The organism is Candidatus Persebacteraceae bacterium Df01 (genome assembly GCA_030386295.1).
Classification (GTDB): Bacteria; Pseudomonadota; Gammaproteobacteria; order Tethybacterales; family Persebacteraceae; genus Doriopsillibacter; species Doriopsillibacter californiensis.
Genome location: JANQAO010000002.1, coordinates 199,277 through 221,928 on the forward strand (window position 1 = coordinate 199,277; position 22,652 = coordinate 221,928).

20 protein-coding genes are annotated in these 22,652 nt (G+C 46.6%); 9 read left to right on the top strand and 11 right to left on the bottom strand.

Annotated features, from left to right (window positions below; all coding sequences use genetic code 11):
- Positions 1-6: 6 nt before the first annotated feature.
- The 10 genes from NQX30_04100 to NQX30_04145 form a co-directional block, all read right to left on the bottom strand.
- Positions 7-2,091, bottom strand: coding sequence for an ATP-binding protein (locus tag NQX30_04100; protein ID MDM5147551.1), 2,085 nt, complete (start codon positions 2,089-2,091; stop codon positions 7-9).
- On the bottom strand, positions 2,088-2,645 hold the full coding sequence (locus NQX30_04105) for a DUF4390 domain-containing protein (GenBank protein ID MDM5147552.1): 558 nt from the start codon (positions 2,643-2,645) through the stop codon (positions 2,088-2,090). Before NQX30_04105 ends, NQX30_04100 begins: the two co-directional genes overlap by 4 nt.
- Entirely contained in the window at positions 2,645-3,337 is a 693-nt protein-coding gene (locus NQX30_04110) for a type III pantothenate kinase (GenBank protein MDM5147553.1), read from the bottom strand. The genes NQX30_04105 and NQX30_04110 overlap by 1 nt, the downstream gene beginning before the upstream one ends.
- The gene (locus tag NQX30_04115) at positions 3,321-4,229 is read right to left on the bottom strand and encodes a biotin--[acetyl-CoA-carboxylase] ligase (GenBank protein MDM5147554.1); all 909 of its coding nucleotides are present in this window, start codon (positions 4,227-4,229) and stop codon (positions 3,321-3,323) included. The genes NQX30_04110 and NQX30_04115 overlap by 17 nt, the downstream gene beginning before the upstream one ends.
- 57 nt (positions 4,230-4,286) lie before the next feature.
- Positions 4,287-4,646 carry a hypothetical protein gene (locus tag NQX30_04120; GenBank protein MDM5147555.1) on the bottom strand — a complete coding sequence of 120 codons (360 nt, stop codon included), beginning with the start codon at positions 4,644-4,646 and terminating at the stop codon, positions 4,287-4,289.
- Between the two features lie 121 nt (positions 4,647-4,767).
- Positions 4,768-5,853 carry a ribonucleotide-diphosphate reductase subunit beta gene (locus tag NQX30_04125; GenBank protein ID MDM5147556.1) on the bottom strand — a complete coding sequence of 362 codons (1,086 nt, stop codon included), beginning with the start codon at positions 5,851-5,853 and terminating at the stop codon, positions 4,768-4,770.
- A gap of 20 nt (positions 5,854-5,873) precedes the next feature.
- Positions 5,874-7,304, bottom strand: a complete 1,431-nt coding sequence (locus tag NQX30_04130) for a site-specific DNA-methyltransferase (GenBank protein MDM5147557.1) — start codon at positions 7,302-7,304, stop codon at positions 5,874-5,876.
- 20 nt (positions 7,305-7,324) lie between these two features.
- A complete protein-coding gene (locus NQX30_04135) occupies positions 7,325-10,219 on the bottom strand; it encodes a ribonucleoside-diphosphate reductase subunit alpha (GenBank protein MDM5147558.1) in 2,895 nt (964 codons plus the stop codon).
- A gap of 208 nt (positions 10,220-10,427) precedes the next feature.
- Positions 10,428-11,993 (bottom strand): hypothetical protein, encoded by a 1,566-nt coding sequence (locus NQX30_04140; GenBank protein ID MDM5147559.1) that lies wholly within the window; start codon positions 11,991-11,993, stop codon positions 10,428-10,430.
- Complete coding sequence (locus tag NQX30_04145) at positions 11,990-12,643, bottom strand: ComF family protein (protein ID MDM5147560.1); 654 nt, start codon at positions 12,641-12,643, stop codon at positions 11,990-11,992. The genes NQX30_04140 and NQX30_04145 overlap by 4 nt, the downstream gene beginning before the upstream one ends.
- A 112-nt stretch (positions 12,644-12,755) precedes the next feature.
- Between NQX30_04145 and NQX30_04150 the strand changes: the two genes are divergently transcribed.
- From NQX30_04150 to ispG, 9 genes are all read left to right on the top strand, one after another.
- Positions 12,756-14,192: an MFS transporter gene (locus NQX30_04150; GenBank protein ID MDM5147561.1), complete on the top strand. Its 1,437-nt coding sequence runs from the start codon at positions 12,756-12,758 to the stop codon at positions 14,190-14,192.
- Entirely contained in the window at positions 14,189-14,485 is a 297-nt protein-coding gene (gene gatC, locus NQX30_04155) for an Asp-tRNA(Asn)/Glu-tRNA(Gln) amidotransferase subunit GatC (protein MDM5147562.1), read from the top strand. The genes NQX30_04150 and gatC overlap by 4 nt, the downstream gene beginning before the upstream one ends.
- Positions 14,482-15,915, top strand: a complete 1,434-nt coding sequence (gene gatA / locus NQX30_04160) for an Asp-tRNA(Asn)/Glu-tRNA(Gln) amidotransferase subunit GatA (protein ID MDM5147563.1) — start codon at positions 14,482-14,484, stop codon at positions 15,913-15,915. Before gatC ends, gatA begins: the two co-directional genes overlap by 4 nt.
- Complete coding sequence (gene gatB / locus NQX30_04165) at positions 15,912-17,354, top strand: Asp-tRNA(Asn)/Glu-tRNA(Gln) amidotransferase subunit GatB (GenBank protein ID MDM5147564.1); 1,443 nt, start codon at positions 15,912-15,914, stop codon at positions 17,352-17,354. Before gatA ends, gatB begins: the two co-directional genes overlap by 4 nt.
- Before the next feature lie 217 nt (positions 17,355-17,571).
- Positions 17,572-18,378 carry a symmetrical bis(5'-nucleosyl)-tetraphosphatase gene (locus tag NQX30_04170; GenBank protein MDM5147565.1) on the top strand — a complete coding sequence of 269 codons (807 nt, stop codon included), beginning with the start codon at positions 17,572-17,574 and terminating at the stop codon, positions 18,376-18,378.
- A 39-nt stretch (positions 18,379-18,417) separates the two neighbouring features.
- Positions 18,418-19,341 carry an NAD(P)-dependent oxidoreductase gene (locus tag NQX30_04175; GenBank protein ID MDM5147566.1) on the top strand — a complete coding sequence of 308 codons (924 nt, stop codon included), beginning with the start codon at positions 18,418-18,420 and terminating at the stop codon, positions 19,339-19,341.
- Positions 19,342-19,433: 92 nt separating this feature from the next.
- A complete protein-coding gene (gene ndk, locus NQX30_04180; protein MDM5147567.1) occupies positions 19,434-19,847 on the top strand; it encodes a nucleoside-diphosphate kinase in 414 nt (137 codons plus the stop codon).
- Positions 19,840-20,913, top strand: a complete 1,074-nt coding sequence (gene rlmN / locus NQX30_04185; protein ID MDM5147568.1) for a 23S rRNA (adenine(2503)-C(2))-methyltransferase RlmN — start codon at positions 19,840-19,842, stop codon at positions 20,911-20,913. The genes ndk and rlmN overlap by 8 nt, the downstream gene beginning before the upstream one ends.
- Positions 20,910-22,133 (top strand): flavodoxin-dependent (E)-4-hydroxy-3-methylbut-2-enyl-diphosphate synthase, encoded by a 1,224-nt coding sequence (ispG, locus tag NQX30_04190; GenBank protein ID MDM5147569.1) that lies wholly within the window; start codon positions 20,910-20,912, stop codon positions 22,131-22,133. Before rlmN ends, ispG begins: the two co-directional genes overlap by 4 nt.
- On the opposite strand, the gene NQX30_04195 is transcribed toward ispG, so the two are convergent.
- The gene (locus NQX30_04195; protein ID MDM5147570.1) at positions 22,134-22,622 is read right to left on the bottom strand and encodes an SEL1-like repeat protein; all 489 of its coding nucleotides are present in this window, start codon (positions 22,620-22,622) and stop codon (positions 22,134-22,136) included.
- Positions 22,623-22,652 lie beyond the last annotated feature (30 nt).

Below are 22,652 nucleotides of genomic sequence, written 5' to 3' on the forward strand. Positions count from 1 at the left end.
AAATTATTAATTACCGTTTCCCTGCTGCCACAAAGGAATGCGCAACAGCATCCGAGCGCCGTTATTGACATTTTCTAGTCGCGCTTCACCGCCGTGCTCCTCCATCACTTTGCGCACCACCGCTAACCCTAGTCCAGTACCTTGTGTTTTGGTAGTCACATAAGGGCTAAATACCTGATCTATCAAATTTTCAGCCACACCGCCACCGTTATCTTCAATACTGAGTTGCGCATACTCATCAGCAACGCTAGTTTGCACCACAATGTGTGGCGACGGTTTGTCTAAAACCGCATCTGAAGCATTGCCCAGCAAATTGTGCAATACCTGCCGCAGAAGCAACGCATCGCCGGCTACCGCTGGCAATTTTTCGTCCCATTTCAATTGCAATGTTAAACCGGGATATTCGTACAATTGCGCAACTTCCGCCGCTAATTGATTAAGATCTGTCGCTTTCATACGCCGACGTTGATTATTGGCATATGATCGAAAAGAGTCCACCATCTCACGCATAGCGGTAACTTGATTGGTAATTGTCGTTGACATCCGCGACAACAATTCGGCATCATCCGTTTCCAATTTTCCACCTAATTTATTTTCCAGTCGCTCTGCCGCCAATTGAATAGGAGTAAGCGGATTTTTAATTTCGTGTGCAAAACGCTGTGACGCCTCTTCCCAAATGGCGTCCCGCTCTGCCTGTAGTTGACCGCTAATATCATCTACCACCACCAACAAGCCGCCGGCGATGGTAGTTAGCTGCCGCAAACGCACCAACAGTGTGCGCCCCTCTTCATCTTGTGACAAACGATGTTCAGCACTAGCGACGCCGCTTGCTGTTATTTTTTTTATCATGGCAGCTAAGCTGTCCATGCCAGCCCAGTTATCCACATGCAGGCCCACAAAAGAAACCAGCGATATTTTTAATAGCTGTTCGGCACTGCGATTAGCACGAATTAAACGCCCTTGCCCGTCTAGCACCAACACTCCCGCTGTCAATGAAGATAGCAAATTTTCCAGCGATGTATTAGCTTCTGACAATGCCGCCTGCCGCTCGCTGACTTGTTGTTGTGAACGATCTAAGTCGTCCACCATAGAGTTAAAGGCATGGCTGAGCTTGGCTATTTCGTCTTCTTGATTGCCAGCGGGAAGGCGTTGATTAAAATCTCCGCGCCCTACCGCTTGTGCTGCAGCAGTAATTTTGACTAACGGTTTAACCAATTGCAATCCCAGTCGCAAAGACACCCACAAAGCGGTTGCCAGTACCATCACAAAAGATAGCGTTAGTGTCGCCATAAATGACAGCAATAACCCACGCCGTAGAATTAGTAATTTTTCATATTCGTGCCGACCGCGCTCTATCTCGCCAAGCCCGTCAGCAATACCTTCTGGCAGTGCGCGCGACACCCGCAGCGCATAACCACTACGTTGATAAGGCATGATTACAGAGACCTGCAAATCGCGACGTAAATTACCCAAACTAGAAACGGTGTGGTGCACGCTTTTTTCACGCAAAGACTCCAATACAGCGCGCTCCAAATTACCACCCAAAGAATTCCCCAAAGGACGACCGTGAACGTCAAATAGCTCCACCTCATCAAGCTGATACAGTAACCGTAAATCGTCTAGCCAAAAAGGTAATGAGCGCCGCCCACTGCCCACTTCATTAGCGATATTACGTGCCGTTTCTTCCAGCCGGCTAAATTCTTGCCGTAATATATATTGACCAAAAGCCATGCCTTTTTCAAATGCTCTATCCAATGGTGTTGCAAACCATGATTCAATGCCGCGAAACACACCGCTAGCCGACACCAAATACAATGCCGTCGCCGGCACCATAGCGGTAACCAAAAACAAACCGGCCAACCGAACGGACAATCGAGATCCGGCACTATCGCGCCGCCAAGCACGCCACAAGCGCACCGCTACCGTAATGACCACAATGAGCATAATTACAATGAGCGTCACGTTTGCAATCAGTAAAGAAAAAAACCAATCACTCACTGGTCCTAGCTCTTGAAAAGTAGCAACATGCGTAAGCGCCAGCGTCATGAGCGCCAGTGTTAGCAACCCAGCGTACCAAGTACCAGCTTTCATTCCCGAACCTCTATAGCAAATGTTTTCCAGCCTGAAAAAATCGGCCAATCATCGGTAAGCAAAGATACCTGCAGCGGTTGCGGCAGGTTTTCCAGCAACAAATCATAGCGGGTAAGTAAATACACATCCGGCACCGTGACAATACGAGCCAACCCCTCACTGTAAGACGGTGAAGCGCGTAACTTGCCCGCACGCAAGAGTACTTCGGCTAAACTATCTATTTCTTCACTGCGCTCACCTACTTTAAATGTATAGCGCCCAAGCAAAGAATCATATGATATTTCCGGTTGCCAAGTAATGTCTCCCAGCTCTTTATCGGGTAACCAGTTACGTTTTTTCATAAAACGCATTTCAAATACAAATTGCAAAGTGTATCCGCTTTTTAACAACTGTTGTAGCAAAGTTGACGGTCCGGCGGACAAGTCCGCTTGCAAAGACAATCCCTGATCCGAACGCTGAAACCACATATCACGCACCGAAAATTCTCCAGCTCGCGCAGGTAATGACAGTACCATCAGCGCTATGGCAAACAACGACAAAAAAAGGCGGTGCATTAAATTTCCCGTAACCGCATCATGCCACGAATAGGCAAATGCGGCACAATACGTGCGCCAGGCAGCCAGGGCTTGAGCGTATCAGCATGACCGCCAGTAATAATAATAGCGGCACCCGCTAACTGGCGGCGCCTAAATGTTAGCACCGCACCGCTTGCAGCCAGTTGCGCCCCCACAGTCATAGCACTTATTGTATCCATTGGTGGCCAATTAGCTTGCACTGGCATTGCCAATGGTAATGACGTAGAGTCGGCTAATGCGCGTTGCATAGCGTTCAGTCCGGGTAATATAACGCCACCTAAAAATACACCGGTTGCGCTAACCGCATCAATTGTTATCGCTGTACCAGCGCTGACAATAATTAAATCGCGAAATTGTATTCGCGCTGCCACTAATCCCAGCCAGCGATCAACACCCAGTGACTCGGGTGGCTGATAGTTGTTTTTCACTCCGGCAGTATGCGCTTGACTAATTAAAAAATTCCCTCCACCGCAAGGCGCCAGCAACGTTCGTAATCGTGCCGCCTGCTGTACACTTCCTACATGTGATACCCAAGCATCGTCTGCCTCTGCCGCCGCTTTGCTAAGTGCTTGTAAATTATTGCTGTCAGCATATTCTACAACCAATGAACTATTACCGCCCAAAAGTGCCCACTTAATGAAGCTGTTACCCGAATCAACTGCCAGCCACATGCGCAATTTCTCCTGACACAGTGCTTTGCAAGCGTTTGCCACAGCGCATCATCAATGCGCCATTGTTGTCAAAACCGGCAAATACGCCGTTTTTTTTATAGTCGTTTAAAATTAATGAAAATGGCATATTCATTTTTATGCAATGCGCTCGCACAGCATCATCTAAAAATGTCTTCATACAAGTTTGCTCAAATGCCTGCACTGCCTCACGCAAGGTTGTTGCTATAAGCGTAGCGTAATAATGGCGCGTCATATTTTCACCCAGTGCCGCCGCCAAACCGCCAACGGGACGATCAATATGAGCTTGCAAGTGTGGTGTCATAAACAAGTTTAGTCCCACCCCGATAATAACGCTTTCTCCTGCGGTTTCAATCAGCACCCCTCCAACTTTTCGCCCCGCCGAATCCATTAAATCATTTGGCCATTTCAGCAATAACCGCTCATCTCCAGCCAGCGTCCTCCACAAAGCGGTACCTACGGCCAAAGACAAACCAGACAATTGTGGAGGAGATGGCAGGCGCATTGACATTAATATGGAAGCAGCCGGCAAAGCCAACCACGTTCGTCCACGCCGCCCACGTCCTTGCGTTTGATGTTCGGAAAAAAAATATATACCGTTATGCTGGCGCGCTAAATCGTTAGTACTGGAGGTTTCATCCGTTACGATAACATTTCCCAATGCATCGTTTAATGCGGGTAACTTCAGCCATTCCAAGCGATGCCGCAAACGCCAACACCCATCTTCTTGCACCACTGTGCCATATATGTTTTGCAAAACGGCAAGACATTTTTTGATATCACACGACGAAATTTGTAACGCCAGCTGTTCCGTTGTCAATGCTTGACACGCCGACAGCGCTCGCAATATTGGAATAACGCCGGTCATTGACATGATGGCATCAAAAAGGGGCTTTTGCCGTAAGCAAAAGCCCCCAAAGGGATGAGAAAATCAGACCCTTTTCTTGGCTGGCCGACCAACTTTTTTCTTAATAGATTTCCCTGATTTTTTAACGGCTTTCTTAGCGACCTTCTTCGCCGCTTTTTTTACTGGCTTCTTTGCTACTTTTTTAGTGCTTTTCTTTACCGCTTTTTTAGCAACCTTTTTAGTAACTTTCTTCGCCGATTTTTTTACTGACTTCTTTGCTACTTTTTTAGTGCTTTTCTTTACCGCTTTTTTAACGACCTTCTTTGCCGCTTTTTTTACTGGCTTCTTTGCTACTTTTTTAGTGCTTTTCTTTACCACTTTTTTAGTAACTTTCTTTGCCACTTTTTTAACGACTTTTGTTGTTTTTTTTGTTGCTGGGGCCATTGAGATATCTCCTCTTTAATGGTTGAATAGTTAGCCTAAAGAAAACACAGCCGCACAAATTAATTAATAATATAAATTTGCATAAATAATTAAATATTATTAATAATTTAATAAAAATTAATCAGTCCCAGCTAAGCTTTCCTCCTGTTTGGTATTCTATCACACGCGTTTCAAAAAAGTTTTTCTCTTTTTTCAAATCAATTACTTCACCCATCCAAGGAAATGGATTACGCGCATTACTAAAAGCTGCAGGCAGACCGATTTGCTCCAAGCGGCGATTGGCAACAAAATGCACAAACTCTGTAAACATACCGCAATTTAATCCAAGCATGCCGCGCGGCATAGTTTCTTCTGCGTAGCGACATTCCAGCGATGCTGCTATTTTCATCATACCCACCACTTCAGCTTGAAACTCTGGCGTCCACAGGCGAGCATTTTCTATTTTAATTTGATTAATAACATCTATGCCAAAATTTAAGTGTAATGACTCGTCGCGCAAAATATACTGTACTTGCTCAGAACAACCCGGCATTTTATTTTGTCGTCCCAAAGACAAAACTTGCACAAAGCCAACATAAAAGAATAATCCTTCCATAATCATAGCAAAGGCAATTAATGATTTTAATAATTGCTGGTCAGCTTCAAATGTGCCGGTATTAAATTTGGGGTTGGTAAGCGTGTCAATATATTCTAGGCAAAAAGCGTCTTTATCATGCACACAAGGCACTTCCATGTACATGTTAAATATCTCTCCTTCGTCCAGCCCCAGCGACTCAATAATGTATTGATAAGCATGTACGTGCACTGCCTCTTCAAATGCTTGCCGCAATAAATATTGTCTACATTCGGGATTTGTGATGAGGCGATAAGTGCCAAGTAATATATTATTGGCGGCAAGCGATTCGGCCGTAGCAAAGAAACCAAAATTTCTTTTTAACATGTGCCGTTCATCCGGATTCAATGCGTTGCCACGCCACTGCTCAATATCTCGTTGCATGGAAACCTCATTGGGCATCCAATGATTGGCGCAGCTATTAAGATACTTTTTCCACGCCCACTGATATTTAATCGGCATTAATTGATTGACATCGGCGCGACAGTTAATGATGCGCTTATCATCTACTTTGACGCGGCGAAAAGTTTCTGGACTGGGTTGTGGGTGAACAAGCACCTTTTCTTCCTCATCGTTCCATTGTAGTGTAGTCATACGTATTCCTCTTTTTGTCGTTATGTTAATAATTCAGGCGTTAGTTTTTCCAAATCTCCATTTTGCCTCTTCTTTTTAAAGCACTCTGGCCATTTTTCTTTATTTGTCGGATGTACTTTCAGCCACCTTGAATTTTCTGAGTGCTGAATTTTTGAAACTTCTATTGCATCATCCTTAGAAATAATCCATCCATGAGGCTTAAAAGGCGAAATTCCGAGTAAAAATAAATAGTCATACTCTTTATCTTTTTTTATTTGTTCAAATGTATATGCACCGCTTTCCCAAAGAAAAGAAAGCTTAACTGCCATTTTTTTATCGTTTACTTCTATTATTTCATTTTTCGGTTTAACAGAACATTTCACCCAATATTCAGACAAAAATTTAGTAACAAGTTCCCTTGCCTTTTTCCCTTTAGTAGCAGGGGCCGCTATATGTAACCATTCGTAAGGGCTCCCCTGCCATTCTTTGCGAATTTTACAGCTGCTTTTTAGCTCAAAAGAAGCATGGTCAAAAATATTATCCGCTTTACAATTTTCTTTACTTACAGCGTCAGATATATCAGAGGCGTCATTTAGTCTCCTAAGCACCACCTCATAAGATTCTTGACTACTATCAATTAAGATATATTTTCTTCTCGTTTTTTTAGCTGCTTCTCCCAGCGTTCCGCTACCTGCAAAAAAATCCAATACGGTATCCCCAATTTTGGAATGTGTTACAACTATGCGTTTGACGATATCCAACGGTTTCTGCGTTGCATAATTGACTCTTTCCTTACCGTTGGTCGGTACAATCGTTTGCCACCATACATCTGTACTCAACAAGAAGTCTGTCCCCCATACGTCTGTCGGTTTCTTTCCTTTGGCTGCTTTTTCTGCTGATACCAACCCCGGTGCCATGTATGGAATGCGGTCTATATCATCATAGTTAAAAATATAATTGTCAGGGTCTTTGGCAAACCAATAGATGTTATCGTGTTTAGCCGGCCATTTATTCTTTCCTCGGCCACCAAAGTCATACGCCCAAATAATCTCGTTAATACAGTGCGAGCTCCCGCCAAAAATCTCTTCTAATAACAAGCGACAGTTGGCCGCCTCTCGCCAGTCAATATGAAAAAACAGACTGCCGTTAGGCTTCAAAATGCGATGCGCTTCTTGCAAGCGCGGTTGTAAAAAGCCAGTAAAATCATCAAAAGAGTCGGCGTAGCCAGATTTTCCGATAACCGTAGAATGATAACGATTACCGCAAAATCCCGTACGGTCACCTTCGCCACCATTAATGCGTGTGGTTTTAATTCGTGTGCGGCTTTGTTTTTTACCCGTATTAAACGGCGGATCTATGTAGATTAGAGAAACTGTTTCAGATTTTATTTGTTTCAATAACGGCAGATTGTCGCCCAACAACATTTCCCCCCCGCCGGGAAGGCGTTTCTGTTTTGTGGCAAGCTCTTTCAAGGTAGGCACAACAGATTATGTTACTGACACGCTTCACAATCTGGGTCATCTATAGCACAAGCCTGAGGCGCGCTACTGCCGTTGCTACCACCGGCACTCACCGCGTTGAGTGCGCCAGTGCGAGCTGTATATTTTTCGGTACTGGATGCGCCCATAGAGCGCAAATAATAGGTTGTTTTCAAACCACTACGCCACGCCAGTTTATACATTTCATCCAATTTTTTACCGGACGGTTCGGCAATGTACAAATTGAGCGATTGCGCCTGATCCATCCATTTTTGTCGCCGAGCTGCGCAATCAATCAACCACTTTGGTTCTACTTCAAAAGCCGTTGGATATTTAGCTCGTACCGATTCGGGAATACGAGTAATTTGCTCCAATACGCCATCAAAATATTTGATATCTTCCAACATAACATCGTCCCATATCCCCAGCGCTTTAAGGTCATCCACTAGATAGCGGTTAGAAACCGTAAAATCACCAGACAAATTAGATTTAACATAAATATTTTGGTACGTTGGCTCAATAGATGCCGTTACGCCAACGATATTAGCAATGGTCGCCGTCGGCGCAATTGCCACACAATTAGAATTCCTCATTCCGTACATTTTGATGCGCTCGCGCAATAACTGCCAGTTTTGCCGTTGTGACAAATCCGCTTGCAAATAGTCACCGTCTAGTCGGTCACCACCGCCATCCGCCGACAACGGCAGTTCACCACTCACGTCCACATTGTCACCTCGCTCGGCGGCAAGTAAACGCAATGTATCGTGCGGAAGTATGCCGCGATCCCACAAACTGCCTTCAAACGATTCGTAAGCCCCTCGCTCGGCTGCCAGTTCAGTAGACGCCAGATAAGCGTGATAACACAGCAATTCAGCAGTATTATCAGCAAACTCTACTGCCTCCGGTGAATTGTAGGGAACGTTCATTTCATACAAGCAATCTTGAAATCCCATCATCCCTATACCTACCGGTCGGTGTCGCTTATTAGCATTTTCGGCTTTGGATACCGCATAGTAGTTAATATCAATAACGTTGTCTAACATACGCATTGCCGTGCGTATCGTTTTTTCCAACTTATCTTCGTCCAAAACGCCGTCTTTAAAGTGTGCTGGTAGGTTAACTGACCCTAAATTGCACACCGCAATTTCGTCTTGGTTCGTATTGAGCGTAATTTCGGTACAAAGATTGGAAGAGTGAACAACACCGATATGTTGCTGCGGCGAGCGAATATTGCAGGCATCTTTGAAAGTTATCCACGGATGCCCAGTTTCAAAAAGCATGGTCAGCATACGCCGCCACAATTCTACCGCTTGCAAAGTTTGGTGATGTAATTCACCACGTGCTGCTTTTTCTTCGTAGGCAACGTAAGCACGCTCAAAATTAGCGCCACATAAATCATGCAAATCAGGAACGTCTGCCGGAGAAAACAGTGTCCACTGCCCCTCTTCCATCACTCGCTTCATAAACAAGTCTGGTATCCAATTAGCAGTATTCATGTCGTGAGCACGACGACGCTCGTCACCCGTGTTTTTGCGCAAATCTAAAAATTCTAAGATATCCAGATGCCAAGTTTCTAAATAAACGCAAACCGCCCCTTTGCGTTTGCCTCCCTGATTCACGGCAACTGCCGTGTCGTTGACAATTTTGAGAAAAGGGATTACACCTTGTGATTTGCCGTTGGTTCCTTTGATACGAGCACCCATAGCACGCACCGGCGTCCAATCATTACCCAATCCGCCGGCAAACTTGGCCAACAACGCATTTTCACGGTACGAATCAAAAATCTCCGCTAAATCATCTCCCACTGTTGTCAAATAACAACTAGACAACTGTGAATGGCGGGTACCTGAATTAAACAGTGTCGGAGTGGAACTCATAAAACGGAAAGATGACAGTATTTCATAAAATTCTGCCGCACGTTCAGTGGGATTGTCTTCATTGAGCGCCAATCCCATCGCCACACGCATAAAAAAGCTTTGCGGCAGTTCAATTGGCCGCTCGTCCACACGCAAAAAGTATCGGTCATACAGGGTTTGCATACCTAAATAGCCAAACTGCAAATCGCGCTCTGGTCGCAGTGTACTGCCCAACACCGCAAGATCAAACCGAGAAGCCAGCAACGGATTGAGTAATTCACCCGCCACACCAACACGCACCATGTCTAGCAGATGGTTAGCGTACAAATCTTCCATTTCAGTGTGGTGCACATCGCGACCAAACACTTCAAAGCGTAAAAAGTCCAACAATAACCGAGCACTGACCTGAGAGTACTGCGGCTCACGCTCAATACGTGCTCTAGCAGCTAGATAGAGTGCCTTACAAATTTCTTTTTCGTGTATCCCATCATACATTTCCTGCAGCGATCTTTGTAGCAACGACTCTACATCCGTCGCGTCCAGCCCTCTACAAGCTTCTTTTACTTGCTCTTGCAGTCGATGTACGTCTAGCTGATACTGCCGACCATTTTTATCAGTCACTTGAATGGGTGTTGGCAGTATTTCCCGCGCTTTTTGATTGCGCGCCTCAGCGTGGCGCTCACGATATAACACATAGGCACGTGCCACCTGATGATGCTCACCGCGCATCAACGCCAATTCGACTTGATCTTGGATTTCTTCAATATGAAAATGCGCTGCAGCTGGGCGGCGACGTGACAACGCTTCCAGCACCCGCTCGGTAGTATGTTCTACAATATTTCGCACACTGGCAGAATCGGCGGCACCAGCACCACGAACCTCCAAAAACGCCTTGGTCATTGCTACTGATATTTTTTGGCGGTCAAATTTTACAACAGCACCATTACGACGAATGACGCGATAATCGCCCAAAATCGGCGAATTGTCGGTAAAATCGTTACTAACAGACCGAACAGAACTAGTAACAGCGACTTGTTTAATAATTGGTTGCATAACTTTCTTCTTTTCACCTCTGAATTACAGGTTTTTTACACAGGAATTAGACTCTTTTTGCACAACATATAGCCTTCTTTTTATTAAAAAATCGCACATATGGTGATTCCTAGATGTTACACTTAAATTACACTTAAATTACATTACACTTAAATTAAATTACACCTAAATTACAATTAATACTATTGAGTAGCAAAGTAAATTTAATTTATTGGGACAGCAAAGCAAAAGTGACCTCACCGGAAATATTTTTTTCTAGTGCTGCACGATAACCTTTCTTTTCTGCTTCCATCGCCAATTGATGCAAGGCAACGCCAAACCCAGAGTCAGATTGTACCGGAGCCGCAAACAAGTGCGCCGCCGTTACCGCCACTACCGGTGCGCCGTCGTCAGTAACGCGTAAAGTCATCTGTCCGGGGGCTGTTTCTGATAGAGACGCCGTTATCGTCGTTACCTGCTTATGCAACGCATTTTCTAAAAAATTATCTAATGCCCTGTCAAATAATGCACTTGACACCATTGATATCGCCGTTGTGGGAACAAAATACGCCTTGGTGTGTAAATGGCGCGAAGCAGCGTCCCGCCACCATGTCGCCGCATCCGCAAAACGATCATCATCGTCCTGATTTTGTAGCTTGGCTACCGCCGTCTCCAATCGCTGCCGCAAAATTGGCAACTGCCGCCGTAACAAAGCGTCATCTTTAACCATTGTCAACACCGCCAACGCATGTAAAATATTTTTAATGTCATGAGTTAAACGAGCTCCTGTTTGATGCACAGCAACAAGTAAATTTTGCGCCCGCTGCTCTTCTTCCCGCCGTTTAGCAACGTAATATTCACTGACAATACGGCACAACAAATAGCGACCAAACCACATCCACGGCGACACAAATCGTCGCGAATAAAACGTCAGCGTCAGCGGCGGACTAGCCACTTGAGCTCGATATTTGCTTTCCCGCCCCACCTGTTGCGGTACATTATCGCCAATACGCCATGCCAATCCCGTTATTCCGGGCAAACTATCGGCCAATTCCCGCATAGTAGCCTCCAAAAAATCTGCGGCACTTTCTTTCTCTGCAGCAATCGCGGAAATTTTTTCCACCCACTTATCCACTGGCACGTCCAACGCAAAAGCTTGGGATGTCAGACCGCCACCGGTCAGTGGTGCCAATACCAAACTTATTGCAGCGATAGCAGCACAAAAACCCGCAGCGGAAATAGCCACCACTTGTGGATATAAGTCAAGGTGCAATGACAGTAATTTAACTGTAAGCGCAAAAGCCAAAAATATCAGCGCCAGCAACGCACAAATCAGAGGATCGGCGGTGGTTTGTCGGCGACTAAAACCAATCAACACAATCAGACAAAGAAGTCCGGCAATCACGACGCTGTTATTCCCATCAATAATCGGCGGCAGACGATAATTCAGTGTGAAAAGAATAATTTGCAAACATAAGGCGGCGGCGGCAATACGTCCCAGCTGTACTCGCCGATTATCGGCCAGCATGGCTTCGGTAGCAAAAATGCCGGCAAGCAAGCAAGCACACGGTAGCGGTAACCAAATTGACACTGCCGTCAATGCTACCGCCGCTACCAACATGCGAGCCAATTGCCCATCAATGGTACGATGTAACAAATGAACGCCCGCCGCTACCCCCACCAATGCATTAGGCGCTTCCGACCATGCCAGTACCGCCAACAATATTGGCGACAACGCCCCCAACACAAAACGTCCTACCATTATCAGACGACGGACACCGTTACCACCACTCATAATGTTGACTTTTTGGGTACAGTGCGGGCGATAATTAAATTAATCACCTTAGCGGCTCCCGCTTTTTTCAGCACTTTCGCAATTTCCTGCATAGTAGCACCACTGCTCATTACGTCATCCACTACCAACACCCGACGTCCTCGCACCGCAGCGGCAACAGTAAAAGCACCCTTAACGTTGCGTCGCCGTGCTGCCACATTGGTCTGACGCGTTTGCGGCAGTGTGTCCACCACTCGCCGTAACCAATCATCACGCAATGGCGGTGCTGGCGACGGCAACATTTTTGCCAGTTCTCGGGCTTGATTAAAACCACGCCAACTCTCGCGGGTAGGATGTAACGGCACCGGCAACATCACATCCGCCGCTGGCGCAACAGCAAAACTTGCCAACAATTCCGCTAATTGCCAACTCCCGTAAAACTTAAAATATTGCACCAACATGGTTAGCGGCGGCAGGTAGCAAAGCGCGGCAACAGTGCAATCAAAAGCCGGTGGTTGTTTTATACAGACGCCGCAAAGTCCGTCCGTCGGCGCCGCGCATTGCGGACAAGCCACAACAACCCGCAATCGCTCAACATCGACCATACAAGGAGGGCACAATGTACCGCGGCACAACGCCCGACACAGCGCACAACAAGTCAATAACAACATTAATCCTTATCTGTGAAAAATATATACAAATCAGTGACTATTTAAATTTTTCTATCATACAATACAAGGCTTGGTAATTTTTAATATTTTCGCCACCTTTTTATAATATTTTATGCGTAAGCAAATTGCCGCGATTTTTGCCCTACTCCTCACTACCGGCTTACTACAAGTCGGACACGGAGCAGTGTCGGCAATGATTATTCAGTACGGTGGGCAACTAAAGTTTTCAGCTACCGTGTTGGGACTACTGACGGCGGCAATGTATGTAGGAATGATTGCCGGCAATATCTTACAACGCCGACTGTTGCCGCGCATTTCTTATATCCGCACTTTTGCCGTATGCGCAACAATAACGACACTACTGTCTATGTTTCTTCCTATGCTACCCGATATTTGGACATGGTTGTTAATGCGCGTAATCTATGGCGTGTTTTACAGTGTTGCGATGGTAGTATGCATGGACTGGGTCAATTCCAAGTCAACTCAAGAAAATCGTAGCCGTTTGATGGGCACGATGATGACCGTAATGTTTCTAGCGTACGGTCTCAGTCAATACATTTTGCTGTTGGGTAAAAACCATCCGGATAAGGCATTCATTCTTGCCACCGCTTTTTTGTTGTTTTCTTTGGTACCGGTTTGCCTTACGCGCTTTCCCGAACCGCAAGCACCGCCGCGCGCAGAAAACAGCAGCATCAGCTTACGCGAAGCCTATCAAGTTGCTCCGGTGTCTTATATAGGGCAGTTTGGTTTTGGCTTAGCTACCGGAGCAGGCTGGTTATTTATATCTTATTTAGATTCATTAAATGTGTCGTCAACAGTAGGTGCAACCATGGCAGTAGTGTTGTATGGTAGTGGTTTTATACTGCAACTGCCAATGGGCTGGCTATCCGATAAGCTAGCTGATCGGCGTAACCTGATAGTAGTGCTAGCCGGCGCATCAGCCGCACTGGCGGCACTGCTATTTTTTGGCTCGTACATGTCGTCAGGTATACTTTTATTTTTACTTTTTATGTTCAGCGCGATATCCAATCCTTTGTATTCACTCAACATTAGCTACGGACAAGGTTTTGTAGACAGTGGCAAATCAGCAGATTATTCTTTTCGGCTAATTCAGATTTACGCAATCGGCGCACTTATTGGTCCACCGATAACGGGTTTTTTGATGAGTACCATCGCACCAGATGCACTCTTTGCCTTTATCGGAATTATTTTTGCCGCTGTTACTATCATTACCGCTACCAATCGCTTTATGCCGCATTATCGTCCTGCCCACACCGAACAACTTCGCCCGCTATCACCATTGATGGCGTCGCAAGCAGTTAGTGAGGAAGTTATGTATTCTGAATTAGATATTGGCCCCGACTTTTCGCCGATTTCTCCCCAAAAATCAATTATGGATGACACTGCAGCAATAGGACCCGATTTACCAGATGAACCGATAACGGCGGCTGATGCGGCAACGATGGGGCCAGATTTCCCCGACGAGGCAACGGCAGAAACCGAAATAATCGGACCGGCATCGTCGAAAAATAAACAGGAGAACGCATGAGCAAAATTAATACGGAAGATTTGGTGCGATTGGCGCGAATGACGCGACTAGAAGTACCACCAGAAAAAACGCCGGAAGCTTTACAGGCACTTAACGCCATTTTAGATATGATGGAACAATTGCAGCACGCCAATGTAGATGCCGTAGACGCGCTCACGCATGTGCAATTTCAGGGACAAACGTTGCGATTGCGTGATGACACGGCGCAAGTTGGATACAACACGGATGCACTTTTCGCCGGTGCTCCTCAAACGGACGACGGCTGTTTTATCGTACCTCGGGTGATTGAATGAATACCGAGTTGTCCACCGCTGGAGTACGCGGTTTAGTTGCACTATTAACCGCCGGCGACGTATCAGCCACAGAAGTCTCAGCGCATTTTCAGCGACAAATAAAAGCCCAAAAACAACTTAATGCATTCGTACAGATAGAAGACAACCCAACGGTACCCGCCAATAATGGAACTTTGGCAGGAGTGCCCATCGCACACAAAGATATTTTTTGCGCTCGTGATGTAGCAAGTACTTGTGGCTCAAACATATTAAAAAATTACAACCCGCCTTACGATGCCGCCATAGTGGAGCGCGCACACGCTGCCGGCATGGTGTGTCTGGGTCGCACCAACATGGATGAATTTGCCATGGGGTCATCGGGAGAACATTCCGTATATGGTGCCACGCTTAACCCGTGGAATGAAACGCGCACCCCTGGCGGTAGTTCCAGCGGTTCAGCAGCGGCGGTCGCGGCGCGCCTGACGCCAGTAGCGACAGCAACCGATACCGGTGGATCTATCCGCCAACCTGCAGCGTTTTGCGGTGTAACCGGAGTCAAACCTACTTATGGACGCATCTCTCGCTGGGGCATGGTAGCTTTTGCCTCCAGTTTTGACCAAGGCGGTGTAATCGCAGTTAGTGCCGACGACTGCGCTCTTGCGCTCAATGCTTTGTGTGGATTTGACGCGCGCGATTCCACTTCACTGGACGTGCCGACAGAAGATTTCACTCACGATATTCATACACCGCTGTCTGGTCTAAAGATTGGAGTTCCTGCGGAATTTTTTGGTGACGGGTTAAACGCCGAAACCGGCACCCGAGTTCAAGAAGCGTTGCAAACAATGCAAAAAGCTGGAGCTGAGTTGGTTGACGTACGCCTGCCAGCGGTGAATTTCGCCATCCCAGCCTACTATGTGCTGACCTGCGCCGAGGCTTCCAGCAATTTATCACGTTTTGACGGCGTAAGATACGGCCTGCGTGCCGATAACGCCAATGATTTGCTCTCTATGTACGAAAAAACCCGCGCAGCCGGCTTTGGTGAAGAAGTCAAGCGACGGATTTTGGTAGGCGCCTACGTACTGTCCTACGGCTACTATGATGCCTATTATCGTCGCGCCATGAAAGTGCGCAAATTGGTAGCCGATGATTTTGCTCGCGCCTTTGAACAATGTGATCTTATTGCTGGACCAACTACTCCGGGACCGGCATTTGCACTCAATGAAATTGCCGACAGCGATCCGGTAACCATGTACAAGCAAGATATTTATACCGTGCCAATTAATTTAGCCGGGCTGCCGGCGGCATCTGTACCGTGCGGTTTTGCAGGAGCACTGCCGGTAGGATTACAGCTTATCGCACCACCGATGGAAGAAGCGCGTTTGTTACGGGTGGCACACCAATATCAACAACATACAGATTTTCATCAACGCCTACCGGTGACAGTAGCATGAAATGGGAATGCGTTATTGGTTTAGAAATTCACGCACAATTAAAAACGGCGAGTAAAATTTTTTCGCCAGCGGCGGCGACCTATTGCGACACACCCAATCAGCACGTACGCGAAGTGGATTGCGGTCTACCCGGCGCCTTACCAGTGCTCAATCGTACCGTAGTGGAATATGCTATTCGTTTAGGGTTAGCGCTGGAATCCGAAATCAGTGAGCTATCCGAATTTGCACGTAAAAATTATTTTTATCCAGACCTCCCAAAAGGCTATCAAATCAGCCAGTTTGACTATCCTATCGTCAGCGGCGGTCGACTCGCCATTGACATGCCGGACGGTGAAAAAATTATTGGTATCACCCGCGCACATTTAGAAGAAGACGCCGGTAAACTATTACACGACGTGGCTGACGGTGCTTCCGGAGTGGACTTAAATCGCGCTGGGGTACCGTTGTTGGAAATTGTTTCCGAGCCAGACATGCGTAGTATTGCCGAAGCAACCGCATATGCCAAAGCCATGCACCGGTTGGTACGGTGGCTTGGCGTGTGTGATGGCAACATGCAAGAAGGTTCGTTTCGAGTGGACGCCAATATCTCCGTGCGTCGTCCAAATGCGCAGTTTGGCACTCGCTGTGAAATCAAAAATCTCAATTCATTCCGCTTTTTAGAACAAGCACTAGAATATGAAATGATGCGACAGATTAACGTGCTGGAAGGAGGCGGAACAATTGAACAGCAAACGCGTTTATTTGATTCTGTGAAGGGCGTCACTCGGGCGATGCGTAGTAAAGAAAATGCGCATGATTATCGTTATTTTCCCGACCCTGATTTACCACCACTAGCAGTATCAAAAGCATGGATAGAACGAGTGCGACAAAACATGCCTGAACTGCCGGCGACTCGCCGAACGCGTTTTATGGAAGTGCTGGGATTGTCAGCATATGACGCTGGCGTACTGACCGCAGAGCGCGAGCTAGCGGATTATTTTGAAGCCGTGCTAGCTGCATTTTCAGAAAATAACGAGCCGACAGCGGCTAAAACTTGTGCCAACTGGGTTTGTGGTGAATTGTCAGGGTTAATGAATAAATCTGGCGTTAGCGTGGCGGCGTTGCCGGTATCAGCAGTCAATTTAGCGAATTTGTTGCAACGTATTGTGGCAGGAGACGTGTCGGGCAAAACGGCCAAAACCGTTTTGGAAAAAATGTGGGCACACGGTGAAGATGCCGACGTGGTTATCACGCGTGAAGGGCTGGCGCAAATCAGCGATGCCGACGCGCTAGAAAAAATCGCTGATGAGATTATTGCTGCCAATCCAACACAAACTGAGCAATATCGTGCTGGCAAAGAAAAATTGTTCGGCTTTTTTGTTGGGCAGATGATGAAAGCAACCAAAGGACAAGCCAATCCGGCACAAACCAATGAAATTTTACGGCGTAAATTGACATAAAAATGGCAGATAAAACTAATTTAAAAAAGATTCAAAATTGCCGTTAACGAAAAATATAAAATATAACAAAGCGAATGAATTTTGAGCAGCTTTTCGGCACAGCCGATTAAAAAACCCTACTCAGCCATGATGACAAAAAATAAAATTGCCTTTACACATATCAATTACCGATTTTTTTTCGTGATTAGGCATCGGGGAAAGTTGCGCGCAACATAGCATGGCCACTTACGCTATTGGCGATATTCATGGCTGTTTGCGTACCTTTCAGGCTTTGTTGACACGGGTTAATTTCAATCCAGCCCGCGACACTTTATGGCTTACTGGCGACATTGTTAATCGGGGACCAAATTCACTTGAAATGTTGCGCTGGGTGCACGACCACCGACATTGCTTGCGTCTAGTGCTGGGTAATCATGATTTAGCGTTGCTAGCGGCACACCTTGGCGTTCATCCGCCCACTGCTGCCACGCAACTAATTTTACGTGCTGATGACGGCAATAAATTATGTCACTGGCTGCGCAGACAACCACTAGCCATTGCCGAAAGCGATTATGTAATGATTCACGCTGGGCGGCTTGCCACGTGGGAACAAACGCAAACACTGGAATTGGCGGCGGAAGTAGCAACACGCATACAGACGGATGATGATTTTTTTAATGTGATGTACGGCAATAATCCTACTCGTTGGCATCCAGCTTTTTCGGCAGATAATCGTTGTCGATTAATTATCAACGCTCTGACTCGCCTGCGGTTGCTCAATAATGACGGCAGTTTGTATTTGGATTATGCCGGCGAGCCAAACCAACGTCCGCCCGGTACCGTTCCGTGGTTTGATTTCCCGCATCGGCAGTGGTGGCAAGCAACGGTAATTTTTGGCCATTGGTCATCGCTAGGACTTGTTATGCGTTCCGACATCATGGCCATTGACACCGGTTGCTTGTGGGGACGACAACTTACGGCGGTGAGGTTAGAAGACCGCACCGTGTTTCAAGTTCCCACACAAGAAGACGACATACCGCTTTAAGCAGTTAAAAAATCGGAGCATTATGGCTCAGCGCACACACTGGCACGTTATAATTCTGAAAAAATATCTATGGCAAACACATTTTTATCAGACAAAACTCGCGTCGGTTGCATAGGACTAGGAATTATGGGTTTGCCTGCAGCAAAAAATCTACAACGCGCTGGCTATACGGTTTCGGCATACGCCCGCCGTCCAGAATCCACAAAAACATTAGGAGGCACTGTTGCATCGTATAGCTCTCCAAAAGAACTGGGCGCGGTTTGTGATGTGGTAGTTATTAACGTGTCGGACACGCCAGACGTTGAAGAAGTCACTTTGGGGAAAAACGGCTTGGTACACGGGATGAAACCGGGTAGCGCAATTATTGACATGTCCACTATTTCACCGGCAACGACGCGTCATGTTGCCGAGAAACTGGCAGAAAAAGACATTACTTTTTTAGACGCGCCGGTTTCCGGTGGCCAAAAAGGCGCCATAGACGGAACGCTAACAATTATGGTCGGTGGCAGTGTAGACATGTTTACCAAAGCGCAACCACTACTTGCAGCAATGGGAAAAACCATCACTCATATTGGCACCAGTGGTGCCGGACAAGTAGCTAAGGCATGCAATCAGATTATTATTGGTGCTACCATTGAAGGTGTTGCCGAAGCCATGGTGTTGGCACAAAAAAACGGAGTGGATGCTGCTGCCGTGCGAGAGGCGTTGCTGGGTGGCTTTGCCGGTAGTAAAGTGTTGGAAATGCACGCACCGCGTATGCTACATAATAATTTTACACCTGGATTCAAATCTGTATTACACGAAAAAGACATGAAAATTGCGCTAACCAACGGTGGCGAAAATAACTTATCGTTACCTGCTGCAGAACTGTTTTTACAGCGTCTACAAGCCCTCATTGCGTTGGGTGGCGGTGACTTGGACTCAACCGCCATATATAAAGTTATCACCGGCGAAAAACCGTAACGCCATAACGCTTCACAGCACATTTTTTCTCAGCCGCGTCAAAGTGCAATGTTAGAATAGAAGGATTGTTAATCTATAAAAAAACTAAATATATGAGCGAAAAAACCCTTTCCATTATCAAACCGGATGCCGTTCTAAAAAACAAAATCGGTGCTATTATTTCCCGCTTTGAGGACAACAACCTGAAAGTTATTGCCGCACAAATGCTCATGCTGTCACGCGAACAAGCTGGCGCATTTTATTCTGTTCACAAAGAGCGCCCTTTTTATCAAGGTTTGCTAGACTTTATGACTTCCGGTCCAGTGCTAGTAATGACGCTGGAAGGCAACAATGCCATTACCAAAAACCGCGAACTCATGGGTGCCACTGATCCCGCTAAAGCCGATACTGGAACCATTCGCGCCGATTTTGCCGACAATGTTGAAGCCAACGCTGTACACGGCTCCGACTCTCCAGAAACGGCAGCTACTGAAATAGCCTTTTTCTTTCCGAATTTAGGTGGCTAAATCGCATAATTTGCTCAACTATGATCGCGTCGCCATGGCCGATTTTTTTGAGCAACAGGGAGAGAAAGCCTATCGTGCTACGCAAGTTTTTCGTCGACTACATCACGATAGCCCGCAATCAACGGATATTTTTTGCGATCTGCCGACGGCGTTACGCACCAAGCTAGCGCAGACTACGAGTTATCCTAACTTGCCACTGGCGTCCGATCATGTCGCCACTGATGGCGTTTGCAAACTACTATTTGACGTAGGTGGTGACCGCATAGAAACGGTGATTATCCCCGAATCCAACCGTACAACATTGTGCGTTTCATCCCAAGTGGGTTGTGCACTGGCTTGCCGTTTCTGTCTAACTGGTAAACAGGGTTTTTCCCGCAATTTGAGTACCGCTGAAATTATCAGTCAACTACGCCAAGCCAACCGTTTGCTACCCCCAGGAAAAAAAATTACCAACGTAGTATTTATGGGTATGGGCGAGCCACTACTTAATTTAGATGCAGTACTATCAGCGTTGAAGATAATGATTGACACTCACGGCTATGCTCTGCCACCGCGCCGAGTAACGGTTTCCACTGCCGGAGTAGTGCCAGCAATGGCTCGGCTAGCAACACTTCCAGTGGCATTGGCGGTGTCGTTACATGCTCCAACTGACACACTACGTGATGAAATCATGCCAATCAACCGCAAATATCCACTAGACACATTGATGGCGGCTTGTCACCGCCATATACTCAATCGCTCACGTGCTTTTATAACTTTTGAGTACGTGATGCTGGATGGCGTCAATGATAGTGTTGCTTGCGCCCGTGCGCTTATCCGCCTGTTGCACGGCTTGCGCTGCAAAGTGAATTTAATACCTTTTAATATTTTCCCTGATACACCTTATCAACCATCACCATATGAAGCAATTGACCGTTTTCGTGATGTACTCATGCGTGGCGGAGTGATGACCACTGTTCGCAAAACGCGCGGTAATGACATTCTCGCCGCCTGTGGTCAATTAGCGGGTAGTGTGCAAGCACGAACGATGGGTTTGGGTAGCGAAAAGCCACTGTTGCGCGCATGAAAAGTACTACCCGCCACCACACACAACCGGTGAATGTTGACGGTGTTACTATCGGCGGTGGCGCACCAATAGTAGTGCAAGCAATGACCGACACCGACACCGCTAATGCCAAAGCCACAGCTGACCAGTGTTCGGCTTTAGCCAATGCTGGTGCCGAATTGGTACGCATTACCGTTAACAACCCGCGTGCTGCACAAGCTGTTCCAGAAATTCGAGCATTGCTAGATGACAGAGGTGTTACCGTTCCGCTTATTGGTGATTTTCATTTTAATGGTCACAAATTACTTGAGCAATACCCTGATTGCGCACGCGTGCTGGCAAAGTACCGCATTAATCCGGGCAATGTAGGACGTGGTGAAAAACATGATTCACAATTTGCCGCCATTATTAAAAAAGCACTGAAATATGGCAAACCTGTACGTATCGGCGTTAATTGGGGCAGTCTAGACCAAGATTTGCTGGTGCGGTTGATGGAAGAAAATTCCCGCCGAGTTTCGCCGCTAGATGCCGCCGCCGTACTGCGTGAAGCACTGGTGCAATCGGCATTGCTGTCGGCGAAAATGGCAGAAGAAATGGGCATGACCACGCAACAAATTGTCATTTCGTGCAAAACTAGCCGCATTCCTGATTTGCTGACTGTGTACCAACAACTGGCAAACAATTGTGATTATGCGCTACATTTAGGTCTTACTGAAGCGGGGATGGGACTGCGTGGCATCACCGCCACCGCTGCTGCACTGGCGGTACTATTGCACGGTGGCATTGGCGATACTATCCGCGCTTCTTTGACACCGACACCAAATGGCGCCCGTGAGGACGAAGCTCGGTTATGTTGTAATTTGCTGCAAACTATGAATTTTCGTGCGTTTTCACCACAAGTTACTGCCTGCCCAGGGTGCGGGCGCACGACCAGCGACTTTTTCCGACGACTGGCTGCGGAGGTAGAATCACATGTAGCAACACGCCTACCACATTGGAAAAAACGCTATCCGGGCGTAGAAAATCTTAATATTGCCGTTATGGGCTGCATAGTCAACGGTCCCGGTGAATCTAAACACGCCGACATTGGTATTTCATTGCCCGGCAGTGGCGAGCATCCGGTAGCACCGATTTACATAGACGGCAAAAAATTCACCGCACTCAAAGGCGATTCCATTCCTGCCGACTTTATCAGTATTGTAGAATCCTATATAGAAAAACGTTTTCAGGCCGCACCGTAATTACAATTTTTTCCCGACTTCCAAATCTTGGCGCAGTCTCCATATAATTTTTGCAATTTTTTCGCGCTTGTTGAGCGGCGCATTTTGTTGAGCTCGCGCCAACCAGTACAACGCTTTCTCATCATCGCGCTTTACCGATTCACCCAAGTGATAACGGTTAGCTAATCGAATCTGCTCTTTCCAATCGCCATTTTCGGCACGGGCAATATGATTCGCTATGATATGTGAAGAACTAGGAAAATGATCCATATGCCGCTCGTTGCCAGTAAGCAAAAATTTCATACCACTACCCGCCTCATTTAGAAAATAAAATAAGGCAATCCACGGTCGACTCACGGCAATATTGTCACCGATACGAATAAGACGCAATTGATTTATCGTTTGTGGATAATCGTGTACGGAGGACAAAATTAATCCAGTTCCAGAAAAAACTGCTGTTGCCAGAAAGAAACGAATCAAGAAAATCTTCTTGCGTGATGCTATTTTCATAATATTGCTATTTTTTATAAAACAGGTAGG

Coding starts and splice junctions, on each gene's coding strand:
- ispG (MDM5147569.1), top strand. CDS start 20,910: ATGAAAAGTACTACCCGCCACCACACACAACCGGTGAATGTTGACGGT.
- NQX30_04145 (MDM5147560.1), bottom strand. CDS start 12,643: ATGTTGTTATTGACTTGTTGTGCGCTGTGTCGGGCGTTGTGCCGCGGT.
- NQX30_04170 (MDM5147565.1), top strand. CDS start 17,572: ATGGCCACTTACGCTATTGGCGATATTCATGGCTGTTTGCGTACCTTT.
- NQX30_04110 (MDM5147553.1), bottom strand. CDS start 3,337: ATGTGGCTGGCAGTTGATTCGGGTAACAGCTTCATTAAGTGGGCACTT.
- NQX30_04120 (MDM5147555.1), bottom strand. CDS start 4,646: ATGGCCCCAGCAACAAAAAAAACAACAAAAGTCGTTAAAAAAGTGGCA.
- NQX30_04140 (MDM5147559.1), bottom strand. CDS start 11,993: ATGAGTGGTGGTAACGGTGTCCGTCGTCTGATAATGGTAGGACGTTTT.
- NQX30_04195 (MDM5147570.1), bottom strand. CDS start 22,622: ATGAAAATAGCATCACGCAAGAAGATTTTCTTGATTCGTTTCTTTCTG.
- gatB (MDM5147564.1), top strand. CDS start 15,912: ATGAAATGGGAATGCGTTATTGGTTTAGAAATTCACGCACAATTAAAA.
- NQX30_04150 (MDM5147561.1), top strand. CDS start 12,756: ATGCGTAAGCAAATTGCCGCGATTTTTGCCCTACTCCTCACTACCGGC.
- NQX30_04105 (MDM5147552.1), bottom strand. CDS start 2,645: ATGCACCGCCTTTTTTTGTCGTTGTTTGCCATAGCGCTGATGGTACTG.
- NQX30_04125 (MDM5147556.1), bottom strand. CDS start 5,853: ATGACTACACTACAATGGAACGATGAGGAAGAAAAGGTGCTTGTTCAC.
- ndk (MDM5147567.1), top strand. CDS start 19,434: ATGAGCGAAAAAACCCTTTCCATTATCAAACCGGATGCCGTTCTAAAA.
- gatC (MDM5147562.1), top strand. CDS start 14,189: ATGAGCAAAATTAATACGGAAGATTTGGTGCGATTGGCGCGAATGACG.
- NQX30_04100 (MDM5147551.1), bottom strand. CDS start 2,091: ATGAAAGCTGGTACTTGGTACGCTGGGTTGCTAACACTGGCGCTCATG.
- NQX30_04135 (MDM5147558.1), bottom strand. CDS start 10,219: ATGCAACCAATTATTAAACAAGTCGCTGTTACTAGTTCTGTTCGGTCT.
- NQX30_04115 (MDM5147554.1), bottom strand. CDS start 4,229: ATGTCAATGACCGGCGTTATTCCAATATTGCGAGCGCTGTCGGCGTGT.
- gatA (MDM5147563.1), top strand. CDS start 14,482: ATGAATACCGAGTTGTCCACCGCTGGAGTACGCGGTTTAGTTGCACTA.